The sequence below is a fragment of the Mesorhizobium sp. M0522 genome, assembly GCF_040321085.1.
Lineage (GTDB): Bacteria > Pseudomonadota > Alphaproteobacteria > Rhizobiales > Rhizobiaceae > Mesorhizobium.
The window spans coordinates 51,076-63,217 of record NZ_JAMYQW010000030.1 but is presented as its reverse complement, the minus strand read 5'-3'; the positions used below and the strand labels follow the sequence as shown (position 1 = coordinate 63,217).

Sequence of the window (12,142 nt, the reverse complement as noted above, 5' to 3'; positions counted from 1 at the left end):
TGCTCACCCTGTGTCAATAGTGAGATTTGGCGATAGCCCGCAGCGGCCAAAAGCGCTCAAACGCGTTTTGTCGCCAACTTGACTTTGAGCAGAGATGCGGAGCTCCATCCAACTTGCGACCCTCAATTATGCACTTGTGGTCGCGGAGGAGGGCAGCTTCCTTCGCGCCTCGCGACGCACAGGGATCGATCACTCCGCGCTCAGCAGGCGCATCCGCGATCTGGAATACGCGGTGGGTACGAGGATATTTCATCGCCATGCCCGCGGCGTCGGCCCAACCCCGGCCGGCGAGCGCTTCCTGGAGCGTCTGCGCTCCGTGCTGCTCGAGCTCGACAACACGCTCACTCTGGCCAGGTCCGGCACCAGAGATGACCAACAAAAGCTTTCCATCGGTTCCAACGGGATCATCCGCGCCGGGCGGGCCTTGGATGCAATCATCGAGTTCGGGCAATCTCATCCCAATGTGACCGTCAGCTTGACAGAGAGTCCTTACCCTTCGCCTGAGGCTGCTCTGGGTGCCACCCAGGTCGACGTGGTCGTGACCTCCTCCTCCCGGTTTACCGGCAGCGCGTTCGAATTGACGCTGTGGAAAGACACTCTGGCTGTCGTTCTTGCTTCAAATCATTCTCTCGCCAGCCGTTCCGTGATCGAGTGGCACGAGTTGCACCAGGAAACGCTGCTGGTACGCAGGGGCGAAGCATTTCTGCTCGCCGACGCTGTTGGACGCAGCGTGCAGCGTCCTCCAATCCTCAAATATCACGTCAGTGCAGGCATCTTTTGCGCCTCGTCGGAAACGGGCTTGTAGTCGCTCTGATCCACGACCGAGATGCCGACAGGGTTCTTAAAGATGCGATCTGTCGTAAGCTGCGGATCGGGGGCAAACCAATTCAGATCTCCAGTTTAGCCCGTTGGCGATCCGACAACGCTAATCCTGCCCTGCCGACCTTCATCTCTTTCCTGCGCGATCGGTATTCGTGCTGACAGTCATCCGACCGGCATGACCCGAACAGTCACCCGGTTTCAGAGTCCGTCGTGCCTTGGCGAATGCTCTGTTTATTGTGATGAACCGGGTCAGCATCGGCGGGATCGGTTCCGGGCCAATCTCACAACGAAGACGTCGGCGCTTTCAAGCCCTTGGCTCTGCGCGTCTTGCACGGCTGGGCTGCCGGTTTCCTTGCAAAACTGGAACTATACTCCATAATTGCAAGGATAATTGGACGCCGCATCAGCATAGAACTCACCGAGACGCTGGACAGCATGCCCGCTGTTGCGCTGCTCGGGCCGCTTCAGGTCGGCAGACAACCCTGGCGCCGGAAATAGCCGAACGGCGTCCTTCGATCTACCTTGACCTCGAGTCGGACGCCGACCGCGCACGGCTTGCCCAGCCGGAGCTTTATTTGGCCGAGCATCAGGACAAGCTGGTTATCCTCGACGAGGTCCACCGGCTACCGAACCTGTTCCAGAAACTGCGCGGGCTGATCGACCGCGGTCGGCGTGGCGGTCGCAAAGCCGGCCGCTTCCTGCCAAAATCTAACGCTTGGCACCCAACTAAACTGCCGCTCAGAGGTGGACAGCGGCTGTTTGTTTTGTCCAGCCGAACGGGCAAGGAGCGCCAGGAGCTGCCATTCCCGGCGCTTCTCCAAACCTGACCTTCGCGCTACGGCTTGAGTCGACCCCGAGCGGAAGTTCGTTCGTCGAGGGCGAATTCACGCCGATGACCCGAACCGACCCTTCCCGGGGCGATTTGGCGGCCCGAAAGCTGACCTTTAGCGGAACCGGGGGTCGTGACCCTGAAGCGACATTCGCGCTGAGGTGGACAGCGAGTCTCGTTGACTGGCTGCCGCATCGGCGCATAGTCGTCGACCAGCACGATGCCCCATTTGGGGAACAGTCGTATGAGGGGAGGCAGGCCATGGAAGTCGCCGGTGGCGCTGGTGCCGACGTTCACGTCCCGTATATTCTCGTCCATTCCGATCGCGAGATCAGGCGTCTCAGCCATCAGGCGGACATCATTAACCCGATCACGCGAAGAATCTTGCTCTCTGCGGGCATGAGCCCCGGGATGCGCGTGCTCGACGTGGGCTGTGGCGCGGGTGATGTTACATTCCTGGTTTCCGAGATGGTTGGCAGCGAAGGTCAGGTCATCGGCGCAGATCGGGCTCCAGCGGCCCTGGCGGCGGCGGAGCGGCGTGCGGCGGCGCATCCGATCCAGAACGTCAGCTTCCGTGAAGGCGATCCCGCGGCACTCTCGTTCGACCGACCGTTCGACGCCGTGATCGGCCGCTACATTTTGATGTTTCAAGCCGATCCTGTGGCCATGCTGCGTGGCGTCGCTCGTCATCTCCGGCCTGGAGGGACCATCGTCTTCCATGAGCCGGATTGGGACGGCTGTCGATCCAGCCCGCCGGCGCCGACCTACGACCAATGCTGTCGATGGATCGTCGAGACGTTCCGGCGCAGCGGTATCGAGACCAATATGGGTATCAAGCTCGATGCGGCATTCCGCGCGGCTGGATTGACCGCGCCCTCAATGCGTATGGAGGCGGTTGTTGGGGGAACCAATGGCGGCTTCGACTGGTCACACCAGACCGCCGAACTCATTGTCACGATGCTGCCGGATATCCAGAGCCGGGGCGTTGCGACGGCCGCTGAGGTCGATATTGAAACTTTGGGACAGCGGATGCAGCGCGAAATCGAGGCGGGTAGCGTCATCGTGAGCCGTTCGGAAGTAGGCGCCTGGTCGCACGCCTAGAGCTAGTCATGACACTGGGCGGCTGCCTCTCACGAAAGACTAAGGCGCATGTCCGCTCTTGGCGCGATCGAGGCGATGCGGACTTCGCCTACTCAGCAGCCGCCAGTGCGGGTCAAACGGCTTGGTTGGGTGGTTCTCTGCCGTCTGTCTCGTCGAGCGGGACGAGCAGGCATCACAGGAGCGGTCGTTGAAGCGATCGAGGCCGAGCGCCGGAGCCGACCCAAAATGGACATTTGGCCTCCCAAAGCCACTGCGTCACCAACCCGACTTTCCGAATATTCTACGGACAATCTCGTCCTCATTCGCATCAAAGCAGCGGCCGTGACTGAGAATCACCCGCCGCGGCTGCCACGACTGGAGTTTGCATATTACTGCCTGTGCTTTCCGCCGATTGAAGAGAATTGGCAGCCGCATGCCAAAGAAGGTCCGCCCGTGCGGGTGAGCCATCCGAGTCAGCTTGGCCATCGTGCGCCAAGGCTCATCGATCATGTCCAATTCGAGATTGATGATCGTGTCTGTAAGGATCAGCGTCTTTGAAGCTTGGTGGAAGAATATGAACTCTTTGAAGTAGCCACCGGGAAACAGTGTCTGATCCATGTCCCGCCGCCACTCCTCCGGAGGATCGGCCTCCAAATCTCGTGCGAACGTCACATCCGCGTGCCGTGCGCGTGCTCTTTGCCGGACTCTGGGCGATGCCCATGTTATTGCCTCAGGGAAAGCCTTCGACCACTCACCGATATGAGCGTAGTGAAACTGGTTGGGTGAAACGAGATGGCGAATTCTGCCCAAGTTCCGTAACTCTTTGGCCACCGTCAAAGCAAACTTAATGGGCGAATGAAGGAACAGATCGCCGTTCGATAGGCGCACCACCGTCATCCGAGTGGTGAATGGCAGCGGAAGTTTTGTTCCTGCTACCGTCAGATACTCAAACGGACCGTCAACGACACCAATATAGGGTCCCTGAGGTTTGTAGACGTTCACCGGCTCGTAAAGGGACGCACCCACAGCCCATTCCATTTCATCAGCTCGGCGCAAGGCGAAGATTATCTGGCTGTTGCACTGGCGATGCAATGCGTCTGACCTGAAGGTCCGCTCCCTATCCTTCTAGCGACGTTGCCGCCGTGCAGCGGCAATGACCGGTTTGGGTCACGAAGGGGACATAGTCGGGCGACTGGTCAGGTGATCCGTTTCAATCATCACCGATCCTCCATGCGCTCAATTCCGGACCTCGAGGAACGGAACTCGCCTTCAAGTGCTGCAATGCCGAGGTCCAAATGCACCGGTTTTGTCGAAACTAGTGACGGAAACGGTAGACGCGTGCCAGTTTGTTCGGCACCGTCATGAGTTCGTTCGCAGTGCTGAAGCCAGCATCCCGGGCCATGCCAATCCAAGTCGCGGCCGTCTCGGCATAGTCGGACGTTCGACTGTGGCTCTCGAAGGCGGCGAACTCCTCGTCGGAGATCGCTGCCCAATCCGGCCGCATATGATGAAATCGCTTCATCCATCCCTCGCGGTCCTCGCCCTCGAGGCACGTCGGCTCCCAGATCAAGAAAAGACCACCTGGTGGCAGCAGGCTGTGGATTTTGCGCATAAGGGCCACCTTATCCTGCGCAAGGAGGTGGTGCAGGGACTGGCCAATCCAAACCACGTCGAGCGGGCCCTTCCAGGAATCGATCGCCACGACGAAATCCCCGCAACGCAGTTCGACCGGACAGGTGAGAGGGGCAAGCGCTTCCTTCGCCACGTCGAGCGACGGTTGGGATATGTCGATGCCGATGTAGCGTGCGACGTTGTTGCCGGCCAGTGCGGCTGCCGAACCAGGAGCAGTGCCGCAGGCCAGATCGGCGAACACGAAGCCGTCGGAAGCCTCATCTAGCAGAACTTGGCGCAGCATTTCGTAGACCTCGCTGTGCGCCATGTAATTCGCCGCGACAACCTTCTGGTATGTTGCGAGACCTTTCGCGAATAATTCCTGGTCGGACTTCATGGCCCCGCCTCACGACGAACATTTCGCATGCCAGAAAAAGCGCTGCGCTCAGATCTTCGGACGTTATTCGATTGGCGCCGGGCATTGGCCCGGAGCCGCCACGATATTAGTTGCAGCTTAAGGACTGTCTTCCATTTGCCAAGGGCCGTCAATCTTTGCCGTCTGGCTTTGACGCGAGAAGGACGTCGCATCGGAGAGTGAGCAGTCCGAACGGCCAGGTAGTTTCGCATGGCTCAGGGACAAGCCGCGGCTGGACAAGGGCCGAAGAAACAGCATGGCAGCAGATACCTGAAGCCTGTGCATAGCCAGGGGGCGGCACTCGGGAGCCGCGGCACGGCGTCCGCGTTGTCGGCACCTCCAGACGGTCGAAGGTGCGATCCTCGGCTGGGCGGTGGCCAGTCGTTCGACGGAACGCTAAAATAGGTGAGCAGGAATACTATCGGCAGCTTGGCGGTATGAAGAAATCTTAAGAAATGCATCCCGCGACAAGTTTCTGGATGCGAAGCTAACGACAATCTTAAACTTGGTGCGTATAGAATCGCGCATTGTGAAAGCGTCGTTGAGGATGTCCATGAAATAACGCAAAGCTCAAAAGCGCAGCCCGTCGCAAGGTAATGCTAGCTGGATACGTTAATAACGAACCGTTGAAACATTTTGCAGCCACGATCGGATGCTCACTGGCGAGTTTAACGCACCAGTAAATTCGGTTGCACTCGAACCCCGAAGGAGGCGGCCGAATTTCGGCGTGGCTTTCATATCCCGGAACATAAATGGGAAGATTGCCACAGTTAATGACCCATGAATAGTATAAATGTCGCGATTGCGTGCAAACTTTGGGGTCTTAACGGTGAAATCATCAGGTACCGAGTAACTTGTTACAACACCATCTGAAACGATATTGTCACTTAACGACTTTCTGTAAATCCCGAATAACTTGCTTCAGGCTGGTGAAACTTTGGGTAGGGGTAGAAAATGACTCTGATCGATAGACACACTGAAGCTGCAGCGGGCAACCGATCCATTGTGATGAGGATCAAGTATGACCGCGAGGCCCATACGAAGCGGCCCTATTATGCCTATTCAGATCGTGCATCAGATCGACTGGGCGCAGGGGTCGGGGAGCCAAGAGCACGCAGTCTGGAATCCATAACCGGCATGCTTGATCGCATCGGCTGCGGCTATCTCGTGCTGAACCGCGAGAGGAAAGTGGTCGAATGGAACGCAGCCGCTCAAACCACTCTGGAGCGCCAGGGCGAAGTAGCCGATACGGCCAGCGGCCTTTCAGTGGCCTTGAGGCGGCTGATCGCGAATGTTCCGGCCCATTTCCTGCCGGGCTCACTATCATGGGTGGTGATCCGCAGCAGCGCCGACAGGCCGGTGATATTGAACGAGAACGGGTTTATCGCTCCTGACGAAACGAGCATTGTGGCGTTACTGGACCGCGAGAACAGGTCGGGGCCAAATCCTCAGACACTGCAAAAGATGTTTGGCTTGACGGGCGCGGAAACGCACCTCGCGTTGCGCTTGGCTCAGGGCGATGCGCCTTTGGAGATCGCCCGCAGTTGGCGCCTCAGCCGCACCACGATCCGCTCCCAGCTTGCCTCGCTATTCGCCAAGACCGAAACCAAACGTCAGGCGGAACTGGTGGCTCTTCTTGGGCGCATCTCAGTCTTGCCATAAGGGCCGTCGTTTGGATCCATCCCAGCAAACAGCCAATCCCGAAACGCTTTGACTTTCCGCTGGGCAATGGCGCGGGGCGGGTAGAAGATGAAGTATTTTGACGAGGCCTCGAGGGCGAGTTCAAAGGGACGTACAAGTGTGCCGGCGGCAAGGTCAGCCCCGACCAGCATGGTTCGACCCGAAACGACGCCCTCACCTCGAACGGCGGCCTCGACGGCGAAGGTTGCGGAGTCGAACGTCACGCCACAACAATGCCGGCATTCGATAGCCAAGTCGCCCAAGTGATCGGGAACTCGTCGTGATGAGCGTATGGTATCTGAGATCCTCATGGGCGTTCAAGCCTCCAAGGGCTACGCCAGCGGCGCACGTGATTTCTTCTGCGAATGCTGGTGCCAAGGTCGCGACGTGCAGGCCGCCTGATTGCGGCCCGTACGTCATGCGTCGGCCGTCGGGCTTCTCAACAAGCTTCATGCCGTACAATCGGCAGGCATCGGTTAGCGAAATATCATAGCGCGCGATGACGCCCCCGGCGCCAGGCGGCTCCGGTCTAATTGACAATATGTGCAAGTTGGTGGTTCCCTTTTTGAAGTTGCCGCGGTTGGATCCGCGGTGGTTTTGAAGACAGCGGGTTAAGCCGCCCTCGCCGCGATCTTCGCTGCAATCCAGTCGGAGAGCTCTGAGTGAACAAAGGCGACGCGGCGGTCGCCGAGTGAGACCGCAACCGGAAACCGGCCTTTCGGCGCGATATCTGTTGACCATCGTTCGACTCATGCTCGTCATCTTCGCGGCGTCATTCAAGGACACAAGTGTAGGCGAGTTATCGTTCATGGTTCCTCCTCGCAGCCCGACAGATTCGGACGCGGTTCAACTGCTGATTTGAAAGAGCTGGGAGGTTTCGTCATCGTCCACATGGGAGCGGCGGGATGCTGGTCTGGCCATCCTGCAGGCGACCAACGGGCCGCACGTCAGCACTAGGTTGCTGCTACGGGTGACATAAGATTCAGTGGCTAAATGAGCAGTTTGGCATGCTATAATGCGGAGCTGGCACAATATGCTGCCCAATCCGCCATCATCTTGCGCCGCTTATCCTAGGCGTCGCCTCGCCGGTAGGCGCTCGGCTGCGGTGCCAGTAGCGTGCGCAAGTTGCTGCCTCGGCAACTTCGGTCTGATAGTCCGTTTCCTCACACACCCAATCTCGCAACGCGCTGCGCATTCCATGAACTGTGAAGTCGCCGCCGCCTGCCGTTTTCAATGCTTGGCGAGAGTCATGTCGCTAAGCGGCGAGCGCGGACGCTGGCCGGAAATACAAAATCGGAAATGTGTTTGTTCTTCATGTCGCGCAGTATTTCGACGGCACGATCTGATAATGACACGCGGTGCGCCTTACCTGACTTCCTGCGGGCCGCAGGAAGCGACCATAGCTTCCGTCCAGATCGATTTCCGACCAGACCGCCCCTCTCGCCTCTCCACTTCGCGCAGACGTAAGGATGGTGAATTCCAGCGCCCTCGCCCCGTCTCGCCTCTTCGGCAAATAATGTGATAAGACAAGCGCGTCGCGACTGAACGGATTCATGCGACGCGCGCACTTTTGGGCGACATATACTAATGTCCGGTTGCCGCAGCCTTTTGCCGACGAGACCTGACCGCCTCCAGCAGTTCGCGCTCGCTGGTGTGAGCATTTCGAAAAATGGCCACAACCATCACCGCCAAGATTTCGGTGTCCGGGTCCAAAGGGTCGAAATTCTCATCCGAGCAGACCTGATCGAACACGCGTTCGCAAATAGCCAGATCGTGAGGGCTCAGGCAGGTGGGATTGAAACGCCGACGCAGCATCTGTGCAAACCTTTCAGGCCCGCCCCCATGCTTTGCGGCGGGCTTTTTGCTGATGAACCGGAGACGCGATGGGATGCTTAAGCGATAATATCGCTCACAGTGTATTGGAATCAGTTTACCTGCTGCCTAATGCTTTCTCTGTTAATAGTTCCAAACTCAGCGCGTACTTCCGGACGTGAAGTCCGCGCCGAAATTCCGCCGCTTCTTTAGGAGTTCGTGTACATCCGAGTTTGCTGGCGGTGATTTTCAAACTCGCCAGCGAGCATCCGATCTTTACCGCAATAACTTTCAACGGCCCGTTGTCACGGTATCCATCAAGAATTATCTTGCGACGAGCTTCGCTGTTTAGCTTTGTGCTCATTTCGGTGACATCCTCAACTACTATTTCACGGTGCTAGATTCTATACGCATCAGGTTGAAGAGTGTCGTTATCTTCGCATCCAGAAACTTATCTCGGAATGCATTTCTTACTGTAATCCAGCGTGATCGCCGTTTCGGTCGACTCGAGTTCCGCCAGCCTTGCCAGATGCCTGAAATACACCACATGATTGAGAGGGGCATGGGCATACCCGATTCGGATATGGCACCACGCGATGGACACTAAGAGGCAAGACGAGGCTCCTGCGAGGCAGCCGCGGGACCGTGATCGACGTCGTTGGTCGCGCGAAGGTCAACCCCGCAATGAGGCCGCTCCATCACTCGCGCCGGCGCTCGAACCTCTGCCCTTTTCAACGCTCGAACTGGCGCCAGGGGATCAATTCGCCGCTTGGCAAGCGCAAATGGCGCCGCTTGTCGAGGTCAGGTTGCCGGATGACAAATCGCTGAACGATGGTTTTCCCGCCGACCACACAGCCTGGAATCTCGGTGGCATGCTGATTGTTCAACAGCGCGCGCCGGCACATAGCTACTTGCGTTCCGCCGCGAAGCTCCGATCCAGTTCGATCGATCACTGGTATATCGTCTTGCCACGAACTGGCCGGTCGTGGACGGAGGTCGATCGCCGCGTTGCAGAAAACCAGCCGGGCAAGTTGGAGATCAGATCGCTTGGCTACCCGTTTCGCGGGAGGGTAACGGACTCGGAAAGCCTCTTTCTCTATCTGCCGCGTGATTTGTTCTCTGATGCGGCGTCAACCCTCGACGCAAAGAACAATTCAATTATGTCCGGCAACTTTGCCAACCTCTTTGTCGACTACGTCAACAGCATCGAAGCAAGACTGCGCAGTCTCACGGCTGAAGATCTGCCCCGCATCGTACACGCAACACGCAGCATGATCATTGCCTGCCTCGCGCCTCCGGCGGAACATGCCGCGGCCGCCGAACAATTGGCGAGTGTCGCGCTGATGGAGCGAGCGCGTCGATACGTCCAAAACAATCTGGATGCGGCTCATCTGGCACCGGATTCAATGTGCCGGGCGCTCGGCGTATCGCGCTCTCGTCTCTATCAATTGTTCGAACCGAGCGGTGGTGTTCTCCATTACATACAAAGTCGCCGACTTCTGGCAGCCCATGTTGCGCTTAGCGATCCGGCGGACAGCCGGCGAATTGTCGATATTGCTGAGGCCTTCGGGTTTAGTTCAGCGGCTAATTTCAGCCGAGCATTCAGCAAGGAATTCGGTTACAGCCCCCGCGAAGGCCGCAGTACTGTGGTGTTACCGCGCCCCGCCCACTCTGTTTCGCTTGCTGAACACGAGAAGGCGTCTTCCTTTGAAGGTTGGCTCAAAGCGCTCGGAAGCTGAGTACAAGATCGGCGGTGGTTGAGATGGGGCGGGCTCAAAACAGGGGAAGACCACGCCGCCTCATGGACCAGAATATTTCGTGTCGCGTCCACCACGCCATCAATCATATAGCCAATTCGCAACAATTCCCGATTTAATAACCAACTGCGATTGTTCATCGTTGTCGCTGCCAATCACAGCGGAGCACACATTGCAACTACGCCGCATGCGGCACTTGTTAAGACTGCGCATTGAAAAATTTGCCAAGCTTGCCAGTTATGCTATTTCTGGAATGGGGGACGTGGATTCGCACCGCCTATGGAGGTGGCTCTTGCACCCAGAGGCATCAGGCGTCGGCAAGGGGAGTGAGGGGCCTTCCTCAAGCGATGTTCTACGTCCCGGCGAAGCGCTTCTCGCTGACCTTTTGGCGAACACGGCCGAACTTTTGTCGTTCTATGACCGCGACTTCTGTCTGACCCACTACGCAACCAAGCTCAAAGGCGTGTACGGAGGCGCGGTGGCGCCGGGTGCCTCCGTTTGGGAGATCTACCCGAGCTTCCTCGATGCGAGATATCGCGACGAATTTCTTCGTGTGTTCCACGGCGGCCCGCCGGCAAGCATCGATTTGCCGCGATCATCGGGCGAAGCGCCGCGCTCCGCTTTCGTTTTCTCCACTGCAAATGGTGTGGGAATCATCGAATCAAGGGAGCGCGGTGGGCGGAGCGTAGCGGAGGAGCAAGAGCATGTAATTCTGCTCCATCAGGCGACGCACGATGTGTTGACCGGACTGCAGAATCGGCGGCGATTCGGCGAGCGGCTGCAGCAAGCACTGGCGGCCCTCGGCGAACCAAAGCCGAAAGCCGCCCTGCTGCAGATCGACCTTGACGATTTCAAAGCGGTCAACGACACGCTCGGTCATGGAGCAGGCGATACGCTTCTTCAGCTCGCGGCGGGTCGTATCCGCGGCGCGCTGCAGGACGGCGAATCCGCGTACCGGTATGCCGGCGATGAGTTCGCTGTCATCCAATTGGGAAAGGAGCAGCCAGCAGAAGCTGAGCGCCTCGCCGGATCGCTGGTCGACGCGTTCAAGAACCCGTTCGTCATCAACGGCATTCCCGTCTTCGTCGGCTCGAGTATCGGAATTGCTTTCGGGCCGGAGCACGGGACCGATGGCGAACAGTTGATGAAAGCCGCTGACATTGCCCTTTACGCGGCCAAGACAGATGGACGCGGCTGCGCTCGAACATTCAACCGTTCGATGCTGCTCTTGCTTGAGCAACGCGAGAATCTGAGGCGCAGCCTTCGAACCGCGCTGGAGCGGGGCGAGCTTTATCTGGAGTATCAGCCGCTCATTCGGCCTCCCTCGTCGGTGATCGGTTTCGAAGCGCTGCTGCGGTGGCGGCACCCTGAGGTCGGAATCATTCCACCTAACGTGTTCATACCGATCGCCGAAGCCGACGGTCTGATGGACGAGATTGGACGATGGGTGCTCGAGCAAGCCTGTCGCCAGGCGTTGACGTGGCCTTCCTCGCTGACAGTCGCAGTGAACCTGTCACCAGCTCAGTTCCTTAGCGGTTCGCTGACGGACACCGTCGCCCAGATCATCGACGCAGTTGGAATCGAGGCCGACAGACTTGAACTTGAGATAACGGAGACGGTCCTACTTGAGAAGACGATCGACAATATCGATACGTTGAATACCCTGAACGTCCTGGGAATACGAATTTCGCTCGACGATTTTGGAACATACTACTCATCGTTAAGCTATCTTAAGAACTTTCCCTTCGATACTTTGAAGATCGATCAGTACTTTATTGCGGACCTGGAGACCGACCTCAAAAGCCAAACGATCGTGCGATCCATCATGAATCTGGCGCACGGCCTAGGGATAAATGTCACTGCGGAGGGAGTCGAAACATCGGCACAGGCACGGTGGCTGATCAAGGAACATTGCGATTGCCTGCAAGGTAATTACCTAGGACGGCCGCTCGGAGCCGAGGCGATCAGCGATTTCATCAAGCGGTCCCCGCCGAGGGTGGTACGAGCGATGGAGGAATCAAATCGGGCGCTCTAGCGCCTTGAACCCTTTGTTAACGATGAAGTGGAGATTTGTAGAACGATCGAGGCGGATACCGCGCAATCCTTCTAGTCAGTGCCAGACTGACTGACCACGGG

General features: G+C 57.9%; 12 protein-coding genes. 6 read left to right on the top strand and 6 right to left on the bottom strand.

Features of this window, described 5'->3' with window-relative positions; all coding sequences use genetic code 11:
- The first annotated feature begins 94 nt into the window (after positions 1 to 94).
- The 3 genes from NKI58_RS26195 (at position 95) to NKI58_RS26185 (ending at position 2,752) form a co-directional block, all read left to right on the top strand.
- Positions 95 to 805 carry a LysR family transcriptional regulator gene (locus tag NKI58_RS26195; RefSeq protein WP_352595466.1) on the top strand — a complete coding sequence of 237 codons (711 nt, stop codon included), beginning with the start codon at positions 95 to 97 and terminating at the stop codon, positions 803 to 805.
- 256 nt (positions 806 to 1,061) lie between these two features.
- Positions 1,062 to 1,649: an AAA family ATPase gene (locus NKI58_RS26190; protein ID WP_352595474.1), complete on the top strand. Its 588-nt coding sequence runs from the start codon at positions 1,062 to 1,064 to the stop codon at positions 1,647 to 1,649.
- A 263-nt stretch (positions 1,650 to 1,912) separates the two neighbouring features.
- Positions 1,913 to 2,752, top strand: coding sequence for a class I SAM-dependent methyltransferase (locus tag NKI58_RS26185; RefSeq protein ID WP_352595469.1), 840 nt, complete (start codon positions 1,913 to 1,915; stop codon positions 2,750 to 2,752).
- Between the two features lie 255 nt (positions 2,753 to 3,007).
- On the opposite strand, the gene NKI58_RS26180 is transcribed toward NKI58_RS26185, so the two are convergent.
- Positions 3,008 to 3,769 carry a DUF4336 domain-containing protein gene (locus tag NKI58_RS26180; RefSeq protein ID WP_352596206.1) on the bottom strand — a complete coding sequence of 254 codons (762 nt, stop codon included), beginning with the start codon at positions 3,767 to 3,769 and terminating at the stop codon, positions 3,008 to 3,010.
- Positions 3,770 to 4,046: 277 nt separating this feature from the next.
- Positions 4,047 to 4,739 (bottom strand): class I SAM-dependent methyltransferase, encoded by a 693-nt coding sequence (locus tag NKI58_RS26175; protein ID WP_352596209.1) that lies wholly within the window; start codon positions 4,737 to 4,739, stop codon positions 4,047 to 4,049.
- Between the two features lie 972 nt (positions 4,740 to 5,711).
- Between NKI58_RS26175 and NKI58_RS26170 the strand changes: the two genes are divergently transcribed.
- Positions 5,712 to 6,419 (top strand): helix-turn-helix transcriptional regulator, encoded by a 708-nt coding sequence (locus NKI58_RS26170; RefSeq protein WP_352596212.1) that lies wholly within the window; start codon positions 5,712 to 5,714, stop codon positions 6,417 to 6,419.
- On the opposite strand, the gene NKI58_RS26165 is transcribed toward NKI58_RS26170, so the two are convergent.
- From NKI58_RS26165 to NKI58_RS26150, 4 genes are all read right to left on the bottom strand, one after another.
- The gene (locus NKI58_RS26165; RefSeq protein WP_352596215.1) at positions 6,371 to 6,748 is read right to left on the bottom strand and encodes a LysR substrate-binding domain-containing protein; all 378 of its coding nucleotides are present in this window, start codon (positions 6,746 to 6,748) and stop codon (positions 6,371 to 6,373) included. The two genes, NKI58_RS26170 and NKI58_RS26165, sit on opposite strands and share 49 nt — an antisense overlap.
- Before the next feature lie 300 nt (positions 6,749 to 7,048).
- On the bottom strand, positions 7,049 to 7,165 hold the full coding sequence (locus NKI58_RS26160) for an AlpA family phage regulatory protein (RefSeq protein WP_352853909.1): 117 nt from the start codon (positions 7,163 to 7,165) through the stop codon (positions 7,049 to 7,051).
- An 856-nt stretch (positions 7,166 to 8,021) separates the two neighbouring features.
- The gene (locus NKI58_RS26155; RefSeq protein ID WP_352625102.1) at positions 8,022 to 8,252 is read right to left on the bottom strand and encodes a hypothetical protein; all 231 of its coding nucleotides are present in this window, start codon (positions 8,250 to 8,252) and stop codon (positions 8,022 to 8,024) included.
- Positions 8,253 to 8,367: 115 nt separating this feature from the next.
- A complete protein-coding gene (locus NKI58_RS26150) occupies positions 8,368 to 8,613 on the bottom strand; it encodes a hypothetical protein (RefSeq protein ID WP_352595928.1) in 246 nt (81 codons plus the stop codon).
- 232 nt (positions 8,614 to 8,845) lie between these two features.
- Between NKI58_RS26150 and NKI58_RS26145 the strand changes: the two genes are divergently transcribed.
- Positions 8,846 to 9,988, top strand: a complete 1,143-nt coding sequence (locus NKI58_RS26145) for a helix-turn-helix domain-containing protein (protein ID WP_502898123.1) — start codon at positions 8,846 to 8,848, stop codon at positions 9,986 to 9,988.
- A 271-nt stretch (positions 9,989 to 10,259) separates the two neighbouring features.
- Positions 10,260 to 12,041, top strand: coding sequence for a putative bifunctional diguanylate cyclase/phosphodiesterase (locus NKI58_RS26140; protein ID WP_352625106.1), 1,782 nt, complete (start codon positions 10,260 to 10,262; stop codon positions 12,039 to 12,041).
- Positions 12,042 to 12,142: the final 101 nt, after the last annotated feature.